General features: G+C 73.6%; 19 protein-coding genes. 12 read left to right on the top strand and 7 right to left on the bottom strand.

What is annotated here, in order from left to right; all coding sequences use genetic code 11:
• Positions 1-2: 2 nt before the first annotated feature.
• Positions 3-623: a DUF4291 domain-containing protein gene (locus ACFWB8_RS03775; protein ID WP_385221996.1), complete on the top strand. Its 621-nt coding sequence runs from the start codon at positions 3-5 to the stop codon at positions 621-623.
• Here ACFWB8_RS03775 and ACFWB8_RS03770 read toward each other — a convergent pair.
• Positions 608-1,108, bottom strand: a complete 501-nt coding sequence (locus ACFWB8_RS03770; protein ID WP_385221993.1) for an N-acetyltransferase — start codon at positions 1,106-1,108, stop codon at positions 608-610. The genes ACFWB8_RS03775 and ACFWB8_RS03770 overlap by 16 nt on opposite strands.
• 62 nt (positions 1,109-1,170) lie before the next feature.
• On the opposite strand from ACFWB8_RS03770, the gene ACFWB8_RS03765 reads away from it, so the two are divergent.
• The 3 genes from ACFWB8_RS03765 to ACFWB8_RS03755 all read left to right on the top strand — a co-directional run bounded on the left by ACFWB8_RS03765 (position 1,171) and on the right by ACFWB8_RS03755 (position 3,900).
• Positions 1,171-1,821 (top strand): HAD family hydrolase, encoded by a 651-nt coding sequence (locus ACFWB8_RS03765; RefSeq protein WP_385221990.1) that lies wholly within the window; start codon positions 1,171-1,173, stop codon positions 1,819-1,821.
• Between the two features lie 121 nt (positions 1,822-1,942).
• Positions 1,943-3,586, top strand: coding sequence for a DNA repair helicase XPB (locus ACFWB8_RS03760; RefSeq protein ID WP_385221987.1), 1,644 nt, complete (start codon positions 1,943-1,945; stop codon positions 3,584-3,586).
• Between the two features lie 32 nt (positions 3,587-3,618).
• Positions 3,619-3,900: a type II toxin-antitoxin system RelE/ParE family toxin gene (locus ACFWB8_RS03755; RefSeq protein ID WP_385221984.1), complete on the top strand. Its 282-nt coding sequence runs from the start codon at positions 3,619-3,621 to the stop codon at positions 3,898-3,900.
• Here the strand turns inward: ACFWB8_RS03755 and ACFWB8_RS03750 are convergent.
• Together ACFWB8_RS03750 and ACFWB8_RS03745 are read right to left on the bottom strand one after the other, a co-directional pair.
• The gene (locus tag ACFWB8_RS03750) at positions 3,802-4,674 is read right to left on the bottom strand and encodes a glycosyltransferase family 87 protein (protein WP_385221982.1); all 873 of its coding nucleotides are present in this window, start codon (positions 4,672-4,674) and stop codon (positions 3,802-3,804) included. The genes ACFWB8_RS03755 and ACFWB8_RS03750 overlap by 99 nt on opposite strands.
• A gap of 412 nt (positions 4,675-5,086) precedes the next feature.
• Positions 5,087-5,272, bottom strand: coding sequence for a hypothetical protein (locus ACFWB8_RS03745; RefSeq protein ID WP_385221979.1), 186 nt, complete (start codon positions 5,270-5,272; stop codon positions 5,087-5,089).
• A 446-nt stretch (positions 5,273-5,718) separates the two neighbouring features.
• Here ACFWB8_RS03745 and ACFWB8_RS03740 point away from each other — a divergent pair, with 446 nt between their 5' ends.
• A complete protein-coding gene (locus ACFWB8_RS03740) occupies positions 5,719-7,713 on the top strand; it encodes a HelD family protein (protein WP_385222047.1) in 1,995 nt (664 codons plus the stop codon).
• Positions 7,714-7,803: 90 nt separating this feature from the next.
• Here the strand turns inward: ACFWB8_RS03740 and ACFWB8_RS03735 are convergent, their stop codons facing one another.
• Positions 7,804-8,499 (bottom strand): copper homeostasis protein CutC, encoded by a 696-nt coding sequence (locus ACFWB8_RS03735; RefSeq protein ID WP_385221977.1) that lies wholly within the window; start codon positions 8,497-8,499, stop codon positions 7,804-7,806.
• Between the two features lie 152 nt (positions 8,500-8,651).
• On the opposite strand from ACFWB8_RS03735, the gene ACFWB8_RS03730 reads away from it, so the two are divergent.
• Positions 8,652-9,344: a hypothetical protein gene (locus ACFWB8_RS03730; protein WP_385221974.1), complete on the top strand. Its 693-nt coding sequence runs from the start codon at positions 8,652-8,654 to the stop codon at positions 9,342-9,344.
• A gap of 54 nt (positions 9,345-9,398) precedes the next feature.
• Positions 9,399-10,613 carry a Cmx/CmrA family chloramphenicol efflux MFS transporter gene (locus ACFWB8_RS03725; protein ID WP_385222044.1) on the top strand — a complete coding sequence of 405 codons (1,215 nt, stop codon included), beginning with the start codon at positions 9,399-9,401 and terminating at the stop codon, positions 10,611-10,613.
• Positions 10,614-10,736: 123 nt separating this feature from the next.
• On the opposite strand, the gene ACFWB8_RS03720 is transcribed toward ACFWB8_RS03725, so the two are convergent.
• Positions 10,737-11,003, bottom strand: a complete 267-nt coding sequence (locus ACFWB8_RS03720; protein ID WP_385221971.1) for a DUF4031 domain-containing protein — start codon at positions 11,001-11,003, stop codon at positions 10,737-10,739.
• Complete coding sequence (locus tag ACFWB8_RS03715; protein ID WP_385221969.1) at positions 11,000-11,383, bottom strand: hypothetical protein; 384 nt, start codon at positions 11,381-11,383, stop codon at positions 11,000-11,002. Before ACFWB8_RS03715 ends, ACFWB8_RS03720 begins: the two co-directional genes overlap by 4 nt.
• Before the next feature lie 136 nt (positions 11,384-11,519).
• Here ACFWB8_RS03715 and ACFWB8_RS03710 point away from each other — a divergent pair, with 136 nt between their 5' ends.
• The 5 genes from ACFWB8_RS03710 to ACFWB8_RS03690 all read left to right on the top strand — a co-directional run bounded on the left by ACFWB8_RS03710 (position 11,520) and on the right by ACFWB8_RS03690 (position 16,451).
• The gene (locus tag ACFWB8_RS03710) at positions 11,520-12,434 is read left to right on the top strand and encodes a MurR/RpiR family transcriptional regulator (protein WP_385222041.1); all 915 of its coding nucleotides are present in this window, start codon (positions 11,520-11,522) and stop codon (positions 12,432-12,434) included.
• On the top strand, positions 12,431-13,360 hold the full coding sequence (murQ, locus tag ACFWB8_RS03705; RefSeq protein ID WP_385221966.1) for an N-acetylmuramic acid 6-phosphate etherase: 930 nt from the start codon (positions 12,431-12,433) through the stop codon (positions 13,358-13,360). Before ACFWB8_RS03710 ends, murQ begins: the two co-directional genes overlap by 4 nt.
• A 78-nt stretch (positions 13,361-13,438) precedes the next feature.
• On the top strand, positions 13,439-14,920 hold the full coding sequence (locus ACFWB8_RS03700; RefSeq protein WP_385221964.1) for a PTS transporter subunit EIIC: 1,482 nt from the start codon (positions 13,439-13,441) through the stop codon (positions 14,918-14,920).
• A 32-nt stretch (positions 14,921-14,952) separates the two neighbouring features.
• Positions 14,953-15,606 carry a GNAT family N-acetyltransferase gene (locus ACFWB8_RS03695; protein WP_385221961.1) on the top strand — a complete coding sequence of 218 codons (654 nt, stop codon included), beginning with the start codon at positions 14,953-14,955 and terminating at the stop codon, positions 15,604-15,606.
• Positions 15,607-15,857: 251 nt separating this feature from the next.
• Positions 15,858-16,451: a peptidase inhibitor family I36 protein gene (locus tag ACFWB8_RS03690; RefSeq protein WP_385221958.1), complete on the top strand. Its 594-nt coding sequence runs from the start codon at positions 15,858-15,860 to the stop codon at positions 16,449-16,451.
• 87 nt (positions 16,452-16,538) lie between these two features.
• On the opposite strand, the gene ACFWB8_RS03685 is transcribed toward ACFWB8_RS03690, so the two are convergent.
• Complete coding sequence (locus tag ACFWB8_RS03685) at positions 16,539-17,279, bottom strand: beta-glucanase (protein ID WP_385221956.1); 741 nt, start codon at positions 17,277-17,279, stop codon at positions 16,539-16,541.
• Between the last annotated feature and the right edge of the window lie 51 nt (positions 17,280-17,330).

The raw sequence follows: 17,330 nt of genomic DNA, 5'->3' as shown, positions 1-17,330 counted from the left end.
CCATGCCCATGCCCATGCCGATGCCGATGCCCATGCGCGACGTACCGAACCGCCAGATCCGCGCCGCCCACACCGACACGACCGTCACCGTCTACCAGGCGTACGGGCCCCACCTCGGCCCGCCGGCCGCCCGCGACGGACGCTTCCCGGCGGCCTGGAAGCGGGAGCGGATGACGTGGATCAAGCCCTCGTTCCTGTGGATGATGTACCGCTGCGGGTGGGCGACGAAGGACGGCCAGGAGACCGTGCTGGCGATCGAGATCACCCGTGAGGGCTTCGACCGGGCGCTGCGCGAGGCCTGCCTGTCGCACTACGAGTCCCACGTGCACCCCGACCGGGCCGCCTGGAAGGAGTCCCTGCGCGGGGCGCCCGCCCGCGTCCAGTGGGACCCGGAGCGCGACCTGCACCTGAACCCGCTGCCGTACCGCTCGCTCCAACTGGGCCTGTCCGGGCCGGCCTCACGGGCGTACGCCGACGAGTGGACGCTCTCCATCCGCGATGTGACGCCCCTGGCCCGGGAGATCCACGGCCTGCTCCGCGCCGGTGACGACGCGGCGGCGCGCAACCTCCTGCCCGTGGAAACCCCGTACGCCTCGGGCCCGTTGGCTCATCTGGGCGCGTAGTCGACGCGGTCGGCGTCGAAGGGCCACGCCTCGCGGAGCCAGCGGCTCACGGCCTCGTACAGCGGGGCGTCGAGGTGGGCGCGGTCGGCCCGTACCCAGGAGCTGACGTGCACCCGCTCGGGCCGGTCCTTGGCGGGGTAGACGTAGAGGCACCCGATGACGTCCGCCTCCCCCTCCAGCACGCTGTAGGTGAACCCGCGCCGCGCGGCGAAGTCCGCCGCGTGGCGGACCAGATCGGCCAGGTTCTCCTCGGCCGACATCCCCTCCAGGGGCGGCCACGACCGCAAGAAGCCGGGCGTGGCCCTGATGTGCGCGATGCTGCCGCTCCACGCGGCGAGGTCCCTCTCGTTGTGCCCGGCGGCGAGCGGCTCCAGCCGGAAGCCCTCCCCCGCCAGCGTCGCCGGTACGTCGAAGCCGTCCGGCACGAAGGGCTGCCGGTCACTGGTCTTGCCGCTGGTGTCGCTGGTGCCGCTCGTATCGCTCATGCCGGGACCCTAAGCAGCACCCCGCCCGGTCTCCACCGGATTTGCGCTGGCATGATCCGCGCGTGAGAACCGAAGCCGCCCCGTCCCGTCCCGCGAAGCACGTCCTGTTCGACGTGGACGGCACCTTGATCGACGCCCTGGACAACCAGCGCACGGTCTGGCACACCTGGGCGGCGCGCCACGCGCTGGACCCGGACGAGGTCTACCGGGTGGCGCTGCGGACCCGCCCGCTGGAGACCTTCGCGGCCGTGGCCCCGGACCTCGACCCGCACGCGTGCCTGGCCGCACTGCACGAGCTGGAGGACGAGGACGTCCGCTCCGGCTCCTACGACGCGTACGAGGGCGCGGCCGCGCTGCTGACCGCCCTGCCCCCGGAGTCCTGGGCGCTGGTCACCTCGAACTACGCCCACCGCGTGCGCGGCCGCTTCGCCCGGACCGGGCTGCCGGTGCCGCGGGTGCTCGTGGACGCGGCGGCCGTCGCGGAGGGCAAGCCGTCGCCGGTCCCGTACCTCCGGGCCGCGCGGCTGCTCGGGGCGGAGCCGCAGGACTGCCTGGTCATCGAGGACGCGCCCTCGGGCATCCGGTCGGGCCTGGCGGCCGGCATGACGGTCTGGACCGTCAACACACCCGCCCCCGACGGCGGCCACCGCCACTTCCCGGCGCTGCGCGACGCCGCCCCCGAGATCCTCGCCTTCGCCACCGGCCGGGCCTGATCCGCCCCGGCGCAGGACACCGTCAGGACCGGAAGGCACCCCGCCCGCGGAAGGATGCGGCAGACTGGAGGTTTGGCCGTCCGCGTCCGGGCGGCCATGTGCCGGAAGGGACGCACGCCAGGTGAATGGTCCACTCATCGTCCAGAGCGACAAAACCCTCCTCCTCGAGGTCGACCACGAGCTCGCCGGGGCCGCGCGGCGTGCCATCGCGCCCTTCGCCGAGCTGGAGCGGGCGCCCGAGCACATCCACACCTACCGGATCACCCCGCTCGGGCTGTGGAACGCCCGGGCCGCCGGGCACGACGCCGAGCAGGTCGTGGACGCGCTCGTGGAGTTCTCTCGCTATCCCGTCCCGCACGCGCTGCTCGTCGACGTGGCCGAGACCATGGCGCGCTACGGCCGTCTCACGCTGTCCAAGCACCCCGTGCACGGGCTCGTGCTGACCAGCACCGACCGGCCGGTGCTGGAGGAGATCCTGCGGTCCAAGCGGGTCGCCCCGCTCGTCGGCGCCCGGCTCGACGCCGACACCGTGGCCGTGCACCCCTCCGAGCGCGGGCAGATCAAGCAGACCCTGCTCAAGCTGGGCTGGCCGGCCGAGGACCTCGCCGGGTACGTGGACGGCGAGGCCCACCCGATCGACCTGGCCGAGGACGGCTGGGCCCTGCGGCCCTACCAGCAGCAGGCCGTCGAGGGCTTCTGGCACGGCGGTTCGGGCGTGGTCGTGCTGCCCTGTGGCGCCGGCAAGACGCTGGTCGGCGCGGGGGCCATGGCGATGGCCAAGGCGACCACGCTGATCCTGGTCACGAACACCGTCTCGGCCCGCCAGTGGAAGCACGAGCTGGTCAAGCGGACCTCGCTGACGGAGGAGGAGATCGGCGAGTACTCCGGCACCCGCAAGGAGATCCGCCCCGTCACGATCGCCACGTACCAGGTCCTGACGACCAAGCGCAAAGGCGTCTACCCGCACCTGGAGCTGTTCGACTCCCGCGACTGGGGCCTGATCGTCTACGACGAGGTGCACCTGCTGCCGGCGCCGGTCTTCAAGTTCACCGCCGACCTCCAGGCCCGCCGGCGGCTCGGTCTGACGGCGACGCTGGTACGGGAGGACGGCCGCGAGTCGGACGTCTTCTCGCTCATCGGGCCGAAGCGGTTCGACGCTCCGTGGAAGGAGATCGAGGCGCAGGGCTACATCGCGCCCGCCGACTGCGTGGAGGTCCGCGTCAACCTGACCGAGTCGGAGCGGCTCGCGTACGCGACCGCCGAGACCGAGGAGAAGTACCGGTTCTGCGCGACGACCGCGACGAAGCGGAAGGTGACCGAGGCGCTGGTGCGCAAGCACCAGGGCGAGCAGACGCTGGTCATCGGGCAGTACATCGACCAGCTCGACGAGCTCGGTGAGCACCTGGACGCGCCGGTCATCAAGGGCGAGACGTCCAACGCGCAGCGCGAGAAGCTCTTCAACGCCTTCCGCGAGGGCGAGATCAGCGTCCTGGTGGTGTCGAAGGTCGCGAACTTCTCCATCGACCTCCCCGAGGCCACCGTCGCCATCCAGGTGTCGGGCACCTTCGGCTCCCGCCAGGAGGAGGCCCAGCGGCTGGGCCGTGTCCTGCGCCCGAAGGCGGACGGCCACGAGGCGCGCTTCTACTCGGTCGTGGCGCGCGACACGATCGACCAGGACTTCGCCGCGCACCGCCAGCGGTTCCTGGCCGAACAGGGCTACGCCTACCGGATCATGGACGCGGACGAGCTGCTGACGACCGACTGACGTCGTCCCCGTCCGCGCACTACGCTGGTTACATGGCGCACCAGGAAATCTACGAAGTGCTGTTCACCGAGTCGGCGGGCCACGATCGGGACCGGCTGGATCCGGCGCGTCGCGCATCCTTCGACAAGGCCCTCGAGATCCTGGCGCGTGACCCTTACACGGAGCTGTCCCGGCCCATAGGGGCAGGCGAGCAGGATCGCGAGATCCGGCTCACCTCACAGATCGTGGCGGAGTACATGGTGTCGCGCGGGCGGCTGCTGCTCGTGGTCCTGCGGGTCTTCGACGACGCGGACATCCTCCTTCCGGAGGGGTGACCTCGGCGCCGGGACGCCCGGCGGGACGGAACCGCGGGAGCCGCGGCAGTGGCGCAGGGTGCGGGCGAGCAGGGCCGTGAGCAGCGGGACGGACCAGACCCACAGGTGCGGCCGGTCCAGCAGCAGGGCGCGGCCGGTGGCGGGCAGGTGCCGGGACCAGAAGTCGGCGGAGGCCTGCGGGAGGACCAGCAGGCCGAGCAGGGCGGTCCCGGCGAAGGCGCCCAGGGCGGTGAGTCCGGCCCGGACGCGGCCGGTCAGCAGCAGGTACGGGACGAGGACCGCCGGGGTCAGCGTGATCCCGGCGGCGGTACCCAGGGCGAAGCCCTTGCCGAGGGCGGCGGACGGCCGGCGCAGGTCCCACAGGACCAGGCAGGCGAGCGCCAGGTTGATCTGCCCGTAGAGCGGGGCCTGGAACACCGGCTCCAGCCACAGTCCGGCGATGGTCGCGGCCAGCACGGGGCCCGGCCGGGCCCCGAGTCCCGCGAGGCGGCAGGACAGCAGGATCAGCAGGGCGAGCAGGCCGGCATTGCCGAGGACGAGGACGGCCTTCAGTACGCCGACCGGCAGCCAGGCGGCCGGGGTGAACAGGATCGCCGCGAAGGGCGGGTACGCAGCGGGCGGACGCCACTCGGCGGCGGAGAAGCCGTGGACGGCGGCATCGGCCGTCGGGATGCGCAGGGCGATGTACAGCACGCCCAGCGCGAGCAGCGAGCCCGTGACCAGCGCGCCGGCGAGCGGCGACGGCGAGCGGCGGGGGTCGGAACTCCGGGTCACGGCGTGACCATAGTGGATCAGTGGCCCACCACTGCCGGGATCTGCCGCTATCAGGCCACCGCGCGGCGAACGTCGGCGCGGCGGACGGCCGGCCGGCGGACGGCTGGTCCGCAGCCGGGCGGAGGGCGGTCGGCGGACGGCTGGTCCGCAGCCGGGCGGAGGGCGGTCGGCGGACGGCTGGTTCACAGCCAGGCGGACGGCGGCCGGAAGCCTCGTCAGCGGCCGGGTCAGGGCCAGCCGGAAGCCTCGTCAGCAGCCGGTCAGGGCCGGTCGGAACCCCGGTCAGCGGACCGGCGGCGATCCGGCTGGGGCGCGGCCGGAGGCCCGGTCAGGCGCAGGAGGACGGCGGCGGGGTCCCGTCACGCGCGGGCGGGCGGCGGCCCGGGGAGGTCCCGGCAAGCGAGCTCGGCACTCAGCGGCGTATGACGCCCGCGTCCTCGGCGTATTCACCCAGGACGACGACGCTCACGGCGGTCGCCGCGAAGACCTTCGCGGCGTGCAGGACGCTGCCGACGCGGTGGCGGGGGCGGGAGTCGGAGGTGGCGGTGGCGCCTCTCGCGCGGCCGCCCTGGAGGGGGGTGAAGGTTGCGGTGCTCATGTATCCATGGTGCGCTTTCCCGCCGCCCCGCACATCGCCCTGGGGACGGAATCCCCGTCCCCCTCACGTACTACTCCCGACCCATACCGCCCCCTAGTGGCTCTGCCCGAGGTCTGGCGCCCCCAGGCAGGTGACCCGTACGGGCCAGCTGCCCCGAAGGGACTTGCGAGCCGGTAATCCGTTCGCGTGCCGCAGCCCCGGTGACTACAATCTCCGCTCTTGCCGCCTCCCGCTTGCCTCACTGGGGAGAGCCGCCCGCCGGCCGGTAACCGGCGGGCACGTTCCGCACCGATCACCCAGACGATCAAGCAGGAGGCAGTTCCGTGCCCGCGCACGCCCACGCCCACGCCCACGACCCCGGCCCCCACCCCGACACCGAAGCCGCCAGCGACCCCCTGGGCCGCGAGCGGGCGCACCTGTCCGCCTCCCGCTCCGCGCTCCGCGCGATGCGCGAGGACGTCGAGGCCCTCGACATCCGCGACGTCACCGCGAACTGGGTCAACGCGATCGTCCTCCAGGCCCAGATCGACGACCGCATCAAGGCACTGGCCGACCTCTCCCACACCCCGCTCTTCTTCGGCCGTCTCAACTACCTGCACGCACCCGGCGCGGAGCTCGCCGAGGGCGCGGAGGGCGAGCGGTTCTACATCGGCCGCCGGCACGTCCACGACGCGGGCGGCGACCCCATGGTGATCGACTGGCGCGCGCCCGTCTCCCAGCCGTTCTACCGGGCCTCCAAGACCGACCCGCAGGACATCGGGCTGCGCCGCCGCTTCGGTTACACGGGCGGCGAGCTGACCGCATACGAGGACGAGCACCTCTCCGACCCGTCGGAGGCGGCCGCCGTCAGCAAGCTGCTCCAGCAGGAGATCGAGCGCCCGCGCGTCGGCCCGATGCGCGACATCGTCGCGACGATCCAGCCCGAGCAGGACGAGATCGTCCGCTCCGGCCTGTCCGGGTCCGTCTGCGTGCAGGGCGGCCCCGGCACCGGGAAGACGGCGGTCGGCCTGCACCGGGTGGCGTACCTGCTGTACGCGCACCGCGACCGCCTGGCCCGCACGGGCACGCTGGTCATCGGGCCGAACCGTTCCTTCCTGCACTACATCGAGCAGGTCCTGCCGGCCCTGGGCGAGCTGGAGGTCAAGCAGGCCACGGTCGACGACCTGGTGGCGCGCCCGGGCCTGGAGGTACGCGGCGCCGACGCGGCCGAAACCGCCGTCGTCAAGGGCGATGCCCGGATGGCGGAGGTGCTGCGGCGCGCGGTCCACTCGCACGTCACCGCCCCCGCCGAGCCCCTGATGGTGGTCCGCGGCTCGCGCCGCTGGCGGGTGCCGGCGTACGAGCTCGAGGAGATCGTGGTCGAGCTCCAGAACCGCGACATCCGCTACGGGGCCGCGCGCGACGCGCTGCCGCAGCGGATCGCGCACGCGGTTCTCGTACGGATGGAGCAGGCGGGCGAGGCACCGGACGACCGCGTGCAGGACGCGGTGGCGCGCAACCCCGCGGTGAAGGCGGTGGTGAAGGAGGTCTGGCCGCCGGTGGAGCCGGCGAAGCTGGTGCTGCGGCTGCTGTCGGACCCGGAGTTCCTGGCGGTGCACGCGCAGGGGGTGCTGTCCGAGGACGAGCAGAAGCTGCTGCTGTGGCAGAAGCCGGCGCGCAGCGTGAAGGCGGCGAAGTGGTCCGCGGCGGACCTGGTCCTGATCGACGAGACGGCGGACCTGGTGGAGCGGACGCATTCGCTCGGCCATGTCGTCCTCGACGAGGCGCAGGACCTGTCGCCGATGCAGTACCGGGCGGTGGGGCGGCGCTGCACGACGGGCTCGGCGACGGTGCTGGGCGACCTCGCGCAGGGCACCACGCCGTGGGCCACGCGCAGTTGGGACGAGGCGCTGGCGCACCTGGGCAAGCCGGACGCGGTGCTGGAGGAGCTGACGGCGGGCTTCCGTGTGCCGCGCGAGGTCATCGCGTACGCGTCCCGGCTGCTGCCGGCGATCTCTCCGGGGCTGGCCCCGGTCTCCTCGGTCCGTGAGACCCCGGGCTCGCTGGTCGTCTCGCCGGTCGCGGTGGGGGAGGGCGAGGGCGAGGGCCTGACGGCGGCGGCGCTGGAGGCCTGCCGGGCCTCGCTCGCGCACGAGGGGTCGATCGGACTGATCGCGGCGGACGCGCGGGTGCCGGTGCTGGCGCAGGCGCTGGTGGCGGCGGGGCTGCCGTACCTGGCGCCCGGCGAGGAGACGACGGCGCAGGCGCGGCTGACGCTGGTGCCGGCGTCGCTGGCGAAGGGTCTGGAGTACGACTACGTGGTACTGGACGAGCCGTCGGCGATCGTGGACGGCGAGCCGGACGAGCGGACGGGGCTGCGCCGGCTGTACGTGTGCCTGACCCGAGCGGTCTCGGGCCTGACCCTGCTCCACGCCAGGCCCCTCCCGGCGGCCCTGGCCTGATCTCCGTGCCCCGCGGGGCACGGGGATCAGGCCAGGGCGGCAAAACCGGGGGCCAGGGCGGAGCCCCGCGGGGCCGCTCCGGCGGGGGGGTCAGGCCAGGGCCGCCCGCCAGTCGGAGACGGCGGCGGCCGAGACGGGGCGGCCCCACCCGGAGGGACGGGCCGCGCTGCCGATGTGGAAGGCGTCGACGCCCGCCCCGCGCAGCACCGGCAGGTGGGACAGCGCCAGCCCGCCGCCGACCAGGATCCGCGCCCCGTACCCCGGCTCGCCCTGCCGCGCCGCCTCCGCCAGCAGCACCGGCAGCCCCGCCTCGACGCCCGTCGCCGAGCCGGCGGTCAGGTACGTGTCCAGCCCGGGCACGTCCGCGAGCGCCTTGCGCAGCTGGTCCCGGTCCGCGGCCCGGTCGATGGCCCGGTGGAAGGTCCAGCGGCAGCCGGCCAGCTCCGCCGCGAGGGCCTCGACGGCGGTGAGGTCGGGGGTTCCGTCCGGCTTCAGGAAGCCGAGGACGAACTCCTCGGCCCCTTCCGCGCGCAGCGCCCGCGCCTGCGCCACCAGCAGCTCCAGATCCGCGGCGGATCCTGCCGAGAAGCCGTCCGTCTTGCGGAGCATCACGCGCAGGGGGATGTCGACCGCCGCCCTGATGGCCGCGAAGGTCTCGCGCGGCGGGGTGAGCCCGTCGGCGGCCATGTCGGCTACCAGTTCGAGGCGGTCGGCCCCACCGGCCTGGGCCGCGATCGCGTCCTCGGCGTCGAGGGCGATCACCTCCAGGAGCGCACGGTTGCTCATGTGATCCCATCCTTCGGAAATCTGCTCATGTGGCTTGTATGGCTTGCATGGCCCGTATGACCTGTTTGGAAAATAGGTCTAGTCCAATGTTCAGGGTACGGGCCTTCGCCCGCGCTTCACCAGCACAATCGCGCCACCCCCACAATGTGCGCATGGACACCGACCCCGCGCACACCGACACGGCGCGGCTCCGCGCCCGCTGGAACGCGACCGTGAGCGCCGCCGGCGCCACCGCCGACCGCGACCCCGCGCCCTACGCCGACCGGCTGCTGGCCGCCTGGGCCGAGCCGCAGCGCCGGTACCACACCACCGCGCACCTGGCCGACGTACTCGCACGGATCGACGTACTGGCCGAGCACGCCCCGGAGCCGAGCGCCCTGGACCGGCCGGCCGTGGAGCTCGCGGCCTGGTTCCACGACGCCGTCTACCGTCCCGACCGCTCCGAGAACGAGGAGCGCAGCGCGGCCCTCGCCGAGCGCGCCCTGCCCGAGCTCGGCATCGACGCCGCCCGCACGGCCGAGGTGGCCCGGCTCGTGCGGCTGACCGTCACCCACGACCCCGCCCCCGGCGACACCGCCGGCGAGGCGCTCTGCGACGCGGACCTGGCCGTCCTGGCCGGCGCCCCGGACGCGTACACGGCGTACGCCGCCGCCGTGCGCGCCGAGTACGGCTTCGTCCCCGACGAAGCCTTCCGCACCGGGCGCGCCGCGGTGCTCCGCCAGTTGCTCGACCTGCCCCGCCTCTTCCGCACCCCGTACGGGGCCGCGCACTGGGAGGCCGCGGCCCGCGGCAACCTGGCCGCCGAGCTGGCGGAGCTGACGCGGACCGGTGCGCCGGGAATGTGATCCCGTTCGCCACGGTTGGTGAAGGGCGTGCCCACAGCAGCCGAACGCCCCCGCATGCCCGTCGCCGTCTACGTCCTCGGCCTGTCCGTCTTCGCGCTCGGAACCAGCGAATTCATGCTCTCCGGGCTCCTGCCGCCCATCGCCGAGGACCTGGACGTCACCATTCCGCAGGCGGGCCTGCTGATATCCGCCTTCGCGATCGGCATGGTCGTCGGCGCGCCCCTGCTGGCCGTGGCCACGCTGCGCCTGCCGCGCCGCACCACGCTCGTCTCCTTGATCAGCCTCTTCGGCCTCGGTCAGGTCGCGGGTGCGCTGGCCCCCTCGTACGAGCTGCTGTTCGCCTCCCGCATCGTCTCCGCGCTCGCCTGCGCCGGCTTCTGGGCCGTCGGCGCGGCCGTGGCGATCGCGATGGTCGAGCGGCACCAGCGGGCCCGCGCGATGGCCGTCATGATCGGCGGCCTCTCCATCGCCAACGTCCTCGGCGTGCCCGCCGGTGCCTTCCTCGGTGAGAACCTCGGCTGGCGCGCCGCGTTCTGGTCGGTCGGCGCGGCCTCCGCGGTGGCGCTCGCCGGGATCCTGGCACTGATCCCGCGGATCCCGCTGCCCGCCGAGAAGCCGACGCTCTCGCGGGAACTGCGGATCTACCGCGACCGCCAGGTGTGGCTGTCCATCGGCGTCACCGCCCTCGCCGCGGGCGGCGTGTTCTGCGCGTTCAGCTACCTGTCTCCGCTGCTCACGGACGTGGCCGGGCTGGACTCCGGCTGGGTGCCGTGGATCCTGGGGCTCTTCGGGGTGGGCGCGCTGGTCGGCACCACGGTCGGGGGCCGGGTCGCGGACGCGCACCTCTTCGGCGTGATGCTGTGGGGCATCGTCGCGTCGACCGTCTTCCTGGCGGCGCTGGCCCTGCTGGCGTCCGTGGCCGCGGCGGCCGTCGCGCTGTCGTTCCTGATCGGGTTCTCGGCGTTCTTCACCGCCCCGGCGCTCAATGCCCGCATGTTCAACGTCGCGGGCGCCGCCCCGACGCTGGCGGGTGCCACCACGACGGCCGCGTTCAACCTCGGCAACACCGGTGGCCCCTGGCTCGGCGGCACCGTCATCGACGCGGGGTACGGCTACTCGGCGACCGCCTGGGCCGGCGGCGCGATGACGGTCACGGCCATCGCCCTCGGCGTGGTCGCCCTGCGCCTCGACCGGCGTACGCCGCCCCGCGCGACCGTCGTGGTCGCGTCGGGCGCCGCCACCCCCGCGGAAACGCCCACGCACGCCTGACCGTCCCGGCTGATCGCGATGGCCCGCAGGGCGGTTTCAGCCCCGCCCGGGGGTCCCCCCCCGGACGGAGTCTGGGGGGAGCTTTGGGGAGCTTGGGGCGCGGGGTCCGGGGCGGAGCCCCGGTCAGGCCGGGCGGCCCTTCGGGCGGCGGAGGCCCGCGGCCGTGAGGCGGCGGACGAGCTCCTTGCTGCCGATCTCCACCGCGCCGGCGCCCACCGCGTCCGCGTAACGATGCGACGGCACGTCGTAGTGGTCCCGCTCGAACGCCCTGGGCGGGCAGCCGATGCCCGCCGCGAAGGCGTGCAGTTCCTCGTACGAGACGTCACTGACCAGGTGCGACCACATCCGGCCGTGCCCCGGCCAGGTCGGCGGGTCGATGTAGAGCGTCACCGGCCGTGTCCCGGGCGGAAGACGGGGCCCAGACCGCCGACCGCGGCCACCTTCACCCCGGCCTCCGAACACACCCAGTGCGGATCGGGGCCCAGCTCCGGCTCGACGTCGAGCGCGTGCGGGTCGCCGTGCGAGCAGACCGGGCACAGCGGCCAGCGCCCGTACTTCCCCAGCAGCGCGTCCTGTACGTCCTGGGCGACGAGTCCGGCCAGGTAGCCGACCCCCTCCGGCCACTGCTCCACCCACCACCGGCGGTGCGTGACCGAGTCCTCGACGAGGGAGACGACATCGGCTTCGGCGACCTCGCCGGCGGCGAGATCGGCGAGCACGAGCGCACGGGCGACGTGCAGCGCCTGTTCCAGTGGGGTCGCGTGGTCCATGTGCACATTGTGAACCCGCAGGGGCCAAGTGGCGAAGGTCCTCTTTTCAAGGGCCTCATGGCTCCTTGACGCCCCCTTGCGCTGAAAATAGATTTCACGTGTGAGCGATTCCCCGAAGGAAACTTTCAGCGCGGCCCTGGCCCCGGCCCCGGCCCCGGCCTTCCCCGCCCCCGCCGCGCTCCGCGCCCGCGTGCGCAGCCTCGCCCCCACCATGACCCGCTCCGTGCTGGCCGTCGCCGAAGCCGTCGCCGCCGACCCCGCCGGCTGCGCGCAGCTCACCGTCACCGCCCTCGCCGAACACACCGGCACCAGCGAGGCCACCGTCGTCCGCACCGCCCGCCTCCTCGGCTACCCCGGCTACCGGGACCTGCGCCTGGCCCTCGCCGCGCTCGCCGCCCAGCAGGAGTCCGGCGCGGCCCCCGCCGTCACCGTCGACATAGCCGTGGACGACCCCCTCGCGGACGTCGTCGCCAAACTGGCCCACGAGGAGGCGCAGACCCTCGCCGACACCGCCGCCGGCCTGGACCTGACCCAGCTCTCCGCCGCCGTCACCGCGCTCGCGACCGCCCGCCGCATCGACATCTACGGCATCGGCGCCTCCGCCCTCGTCGGCCAGGACCTGGCCCAGAAACTGCTGCGGATCGGCCTGATCGCCCACGCCCACAGCGACCCCCACCTGGCCATCACCAACGCCGTCCTGCTGCGCCCCGGTGACGTGGCCGTCGCGATCACCCACTCCGGCTCGACCGGCGACGTGATCGAGCCGCTGCGCACCGCCTTCGAGCACGGCGCCACCACCGTCGCGCTCACCGGCCGCCCGAACGCCCCGGTCGCGCACTACGCCGACCTGGTGCTGGCCACCTCCGCCGCCCGCGAGACCCGGCTGCGCCCGGCCGCGATGTCCAGCCGCACCAGCCAACTACTCGTCGTCGACTGTCTGTTCGTCGGCGTCGCCCAACAGACGTACGAGACCGCCGCGCCCGCGCTCGCCGCCTCCTACGAGGCACTCGCCCACCGCCACCGCACCACCCGACAGGAGCCCCGCCCATGACCGCGTACGCCGACCTGCGCGCCCAGCTCGACACGTTGACCACCGAGGCCTTCCGCCCCGAACTCGCCGAGATCGACCGGCTGCCCACCCTGGAGATCGTCCGGCTCATGAACGCCGAGGACGCCACCGTCCCGGCCGCCGTCGCCGGACAACTGCCGCAGATCGCCGCCGCCGTCGACGCGATCGCCCCGCGCATGGCCCGCGGCGGCCGCCTGGTCTACGCGGGCGCCGGCACCGCCGGGCGGATGGGCGTACTGGACGCCAGCGAGTGCCCGCCGACCTTCAACACCGACCCGGCCGTGGTCGTCGGCCTGATCGCGGGCGGCCCCTCCGCCATGGTCAAGGCCGTCGAGGGCGCCGAGGACTCGCGCGAGCTGGCCGCCGAGGACCTCACCGCGCTGGAGCTGACCGCCGAGGACACCGTCGTCGGCATCTCCGCCTCCGGCCGCACCCCGTACGCGATCGGCGCGGTCGAGTTCGCCCGTACGCGCGGCGCGCTCACCGTGGGCCTGTCCTGCAACGCCGGCTCCGCGCTCGCGGCGGCCGCCGAGCACGGCATCGAGGTCGTCGTCGGCCCCGAACTGCTCACCGGCTCCACCCGTCTGAAGGCGGGCACCGCACAGAAGCTCGTACTCAACCTCATCTCGACGGTCACGATGATCCGCCTGGGCAAGACCTACGGAAATCTGATGGTCGACATGCGCTCCTCCAACGAGAAGCTGCGCGCCCGCGCCCGGCGCATCGTGGCCCTGGCCACCGGCGCCCCCGACGCCGAGATCGAGGCAGCGCTCGCCGCCACCGACGGCGAGGTCAAGCACGCGATCCTCGTCATCCTCGGCGGAGTCGACGGCCCGCGGGCGGCCGAGCTGCTCGGCGCCTGCGACGGCCACCTGCGCCCGGCCCTCTCCCTCGCCCGGACCCGCTGACCTCCCGCATTCCCGCTGCCCTCCCGCATTCCCGCATTCCCCGCATTCCCCGCATTCCCGACCCAAGGCGACCCCCACATGTCCACTGACAAGAACCGCGCCACAGCCGCCGCGATCCTTCCTCTGGTCGGCGGCCCGGACAACATCACCTCCATCGCGCACTGCATGACGCGCCTGCGCATCGGACTGCGGGACCGCTCGCTCGTCCAGGACGAGGCACTGAGAGCCCTCCCGGCGGTCATGGGCGCGGTCGACGACGACACGTACCAGATCGTCCTGGGCCCGGGCACCGTCGCCCGCGTCACGCCCGAGTTCGAGGCGCTGGTCGAGGAGGCCCGCGCGGCGGCGCCCCAGCCCCGGCACGCCGTCACCTCGGACGACCTGGCCGCCCAGGGCGCCGCGCTGAAGCAGACCCAGAAGGAGCAGAACTCCACCCCCTTCAAGCTGTTCCTGCGCCGCGTCGCGAACATCTTCGTCCCGCTGATCCCCGCCCTCATCGGCTGCGGAATCATCGCGGGCCTCAACGGCGTCCTGACCAACGCCGGCTGGCTGCCGGCGGTCGTGCCCGCACTCGCCGCGATGGCCTCCGGCTTCATGTCGCTGATCGCGGTGTTCGTCGGCTACAACACGGCCAAGGAGTTCGGCGGCACGGCGATCCTCGGCGGCGCGGTCGCCGCGATCATCGTCTTCCCGGGCGTCGCGAACATCACCGCCTTCGGCCTGGAACTGAAGCCCGGCCAGGGCGGCGTACTGGGCGCGCTGGCCGCCGCCCTGCTCGCCGTGTACGTCGAGAAGTGGTGCCGCCGCTGGGTCCCGGAGGCCCTGGACGTCCTGGTCACCCCCACCCTCACGGTCCTGGTCTCGGGCCTGGTCACCATCTTCGGCCTGATGTTCATCGCCGGCGAGGCCTCCACCGCCATCGGTACGTTCGCCAACTGGCTCCTCGCCACCGGCGGCGCCTTCGCCGGGCTGATCCTGGGCGGCCTCTTCCTCCCCCTGGTCATGGTCGGTCTGCACCAGGCGCTGATCCCGATCCACACCACCCTCATCGAACAGTCCGGCTACACGGTGCTGCTGCCCATCCTCGCCATGGCCGGCGCGGGCCAGGTCGGCGCGGCCATCGCGGTCTACTACCGGCTCCCGCGCAACCGTTCACTGCGCACGACCATCAAGTCCGCGCTCCCGGCGGGCTTCCTGGGCGTCGGCGAACCGCTGATCTACGGCGTCTCCCTCCCCCTGGGCCGGCCCTTCGTGACCGCCTGCGTCGGCGGCGCGGCCGGCGGGGCCTTCGTCGGGCTCTTCAACCAGCTCGGCTCCGCCTTCGGCTCCACCGCCATCGGCCCCTCGGGCTGGGCCCTCTTCCCGCTGCTGGACGGCAAGTCGGGGATGGGCCTGACCATCGCGATCTACGCGGGCGGCCTGGCGGTCGGCTACCTGGTGGGCTTCGTGACCACGTACTTCTTCGGCTTCACGCGCCAGATGCTGACGGACCTCAACACGGACCCGGAGCCGGCCGGAGCCCCCCAGCCGGCGCCCGCGACGGAACCGGCCCTGGCCTGACGCCCCACCGGCCCGGCGGGGAGACTGTGACCATGCAGCTCCCCGCCGAAGCCGTCCCGGCCACCGCGCCGATCGAGATCCCCGAGGTGGTCCCGCCCGGCCGCATGTCGGCCACGGCGCAGCCGGAGTTCACCCTCCCGGGCGGGACGGTGCTGCGGCCCTGGGCCGCGTACGACGCACCCGCGCTGGTCGCGTCCTGCCTCGACCCGCAGATCCGGCACTGGAACCGCACGGGCCCGCTCACCCCGGCCGATGCCGAGGACCGTATCGCCCGCTGGAACGCCCGCTGGCAGGCGGAGAAGGCCGCGATCTGGGCCATCGTCCCCGCCGCCGGAGGCCGTTCGGTCGGTCTGATCGGCCTGGCCGACCTCGACCTGCCGGGCGGCAGCGGCGAGATCCTCTACTGGCTGCTGCCCACGGCCCGCGGCGCCGGCGTCATGGCGAAGGCCACGGACCGCGTCAGCCGCTGGGCCTTCGAAGAGCTGGGCCTGCACCGCGTGCGCATCACCCACTCCGTGGCCAACCCGGCCTCCTGCGCCATCGCGACGAAGGCCGGCTTCCCCCTGGAGGGCACGATGCGCGCCGCGCTCCTGCACGCGGACGGCTGGCACGACGAACACCTCCACGCCCGGCTCCGCACGGACACCCCGCCCGCGCCCGTGCCCGCGCCCGTGCCTCCGGCATGAGCCGATGCGTGCAGCCGCCAACAGGTTGGCTCGTAACCGCCCCGGACGCCGGGCTTCCTCCCCCCGGCAGCCGGAGAGTCCGGGGCGGCGCCGGGCCGTCGCCTGGTGCGATGGACGGGGGGCGCGGGCCCGGTCGCGGTCAAGAGGGCCTCTGTCCGGTACGGGCCTGGGTTGGCCGTGAAAAGGTGCCCTAGCGTTGCGTCGCCCCGTAAAAACAGGGGCTTTCGTGACGAGAAGGGAACACGATTCCTATGCGCACGAGCACGAAGTTCGCCGTGGCCCTGGCGGCCGGCAGCCTGGCCGTCTTCGGTTTCTCCGGGACCTCTTCCGCCCAGTCCGCCCTCGACGGCACCATCGCCGCCCAGGCCGCCCAAGCGGGCCTCAGCGGCAGCGAAGTGGCCGGTCTGCAGAAGCAGATCGACGAGCAGCTCGCCCAGACCCCGGGCGGCAAGCGGATCGGCCTCAACCAGGCGGCCTGGCGGGACGGGAAGGCCGTCATGACGTGGCCGCTGCCCGGCGAGACGAAGGCGAGGGCCGTGAACGAGCCCTCCGTCGCCCTCGGTTCGCCGAACTGCAGTTACGGCTGGACCTGCCTCTACGAGCACGCCAACTACGACGGCCGCCGGCTGACGTGGTCGGACTGCAACTTCGAGAACCTCGCCACCTGGGGGTTCAACGACAAGGCCACCTCCTGGCACAACAACCAGACCAACGGGACGGTGACCACCGTCTACAACTGGACCGGCAGCTACTGGGAGCAGCTGTGGGCCTCCGCCGCCCCGTCGGCGAGCTCCAACGTGGGCAGTTGGGCCAACGACAGGGCGGACGGACTGTGGGTCTGCTGACCCGCTGACCCGCACCTCCTCTCAGCTCCTCCCGGCCGGGGCCCGGACCGTCGTACGGACCGGGTCCCGGCGCCCCCGCTGCCCCTCCTACCTCCGGTACACCACGAGCCGTGACACCTCGTACGACATCTCCGTGAGCTCCGGCCCCGGCGCGGGGTGGTACCGCCCGGCGCACACCGACAGGTTGACGATGAGGTACGCGCGCCAGGCGCGGCCCACGCCCCTGCCGTCGCTGTGGACGCGGGCGCCGTTGACCCACCACACGACCGAGCTCCTGCCGAACTCGACCTTCAGGTCGACCCACGCCCCAGGGCGGACCGAGGGGTCGCGGTAGTAGCGGTGGGCCTCGCGGACGTGGTTGGACAGCTCCAGCAGGTCGGGGTTGTCGGGGTGGTACTCGAAGACGTCGATCTCCTGGCCGCCGTCCCGCCAGGTCCAGATCGCGGGCCAGGCCCCCAGCTCCACCGGGAGCCGGACGCGGGCCTCCAGCACGTCGCCGGTGCGCACCATGAAGTCCTCGTCGCTGCCCTCGGTGGTGAGCAGCCCGGTGTCCCAGTTGCCGTCGGGGCGCCGCGTCGCCCGGAAGACCCCGCCGCGGCTGTAGTGCGGGTCGGCCACGAGGTGGTCGAGCTTGTTGTCGCCCGGGTTGACCGGGCCGCCGTCGGGATACGCCCACGAGCGGCCGGCGACCCACTGGGCGGGTGAGGTGAAGTCGGCGGTGAAGGCGGGGGCGCGGCGCGGGGTGAACACCGCCGCCCCGCCTCCGCCCCCGCCTGGAGCGAGGCGGCGCGTCAGGCGCCGCAGCCATCCGAGCATGTCCGGGTCCATGGGGCTTTTCTGCCCGCTGGGCCCGGCGCCACACGCGGGATCTCGCTCAGG

Source organism: Streptomyces sp. NPDC060031, assembly GCF_042736805.1.
GTDB lineage: Bacteria > Actinomycetota > Actinomycetes > Streptomycetales > Streptomycetaceae > Streptomyces.
The sequence above is the reverse complement of the archived record's forward strand: the minus strand, read 5'-3'. Positions and strand labels throughout refer to the sequence as shown.

Excerpts from the sequence above, each read along its gene's own strand:
- murQ (WP_385221966.1), top strand. The coding sequence starts at position 12,431 with ATGACCGCGTACGCCGACCTGCGCGCCCAGCTCGACACGTTGACCACC.
- ACFWB8_RS03725 (WP_385222044.1), top strand. The coding sequence starts at position 9,399 with ATGCCCGTCGCCGTCTACGTCCTCGGCCTGTCCGTCTTCGCGCTCGGA.
- ACFWB8_RS03775 (WP_385221996.1), top strand. The coding sequence starts at position 3 with ATGCCCATGCCCATGCCGATGCCGATGCCCATGCGCGACGTACCGAAC.
- ACFWB8_RS03695 (WP_385221961.1), top strand. The coding sequence starts at position 14,953 with ATGCAGCTCCCCGCCGAAGCCGTCCCGGCCACCGCGCCGATCGAGATC.
- ACFWB8_RS03745 (WP_385221979.1), bottom strand. The coding sequence starts at position 5,272 with ATGAGCACCGCAACCTTCACCCCCCTCCAGGGCGGCCGCGCGAGAGGC.
- ACFWB8_RS03730 (WP_385221974.1), top strand. The coding sequence starts at position 8,652 with ATGGACACCGACCCCGCGCACACCGACACGGCGCGGCTCCGCGCCCGC.
- ACFWB8_RS03770 (WP_385221993.1), bottom strand. The coding sequence starts at position 1,108 with ATGAGCGATACGAGCGGCACCAGCGACACCAGCGGCAAGACCAGTGAC.
- ACFWB8_RS03735 (WP_385221977.1), bottom strand. The coding sequence starts at position 8,499 with ATGAGCAACCGTGCGCTCCTGGAGGTGATCGCCCTCGACGCCGAGGAC.
- ACFWB8_RS03700 (WP_385221964.1), top strand. The coding sequence starts at position 13,439 with ATGTCCACTGACAAGAACCGCGCCACAGCCGCCGCGATCCTTCCTCTG.
- ACFWB8_RS03685 (WP_385221956.1), bottom strand. The coding sequence starts at position 17,279 with ATGGACCCGGACATGCTCGGATGGCTGCGGCGCCTGACGCGCCGCCTC.
- ACFWB8_RS03715 (WP_385221969.1), bottom strand. The coding sequence starts at position 11,383 with ATGGACCACGCGACCCCACTGGAACAGGCGCTGCACGTCGCCCGTGCG.
- ACFWB8_RS03740 (WP_385222047.1), top strand. The coding sequence starts at position 5,719 with ATGCGCGAGGACGTCGAGGCCCTCGACATCCGCGACGTCACCGCGAAC.
- ACFWB8_RS03755 (WP_385221984.1), top strand. The coding sequence starts at position 3,619 with ATGGCGCACCAGGAAATCTACGAAGTGCTGTTCACCGAGTCGGCGGGC.
- ACFWB8_RS03690 (WP_385221958.1), top strand. The coding sequence starts at position 15,858 with ATGCGCACGAGCACGAAGTTCGCCGTGGCCCTGGCGGCCGGCAGCCTG.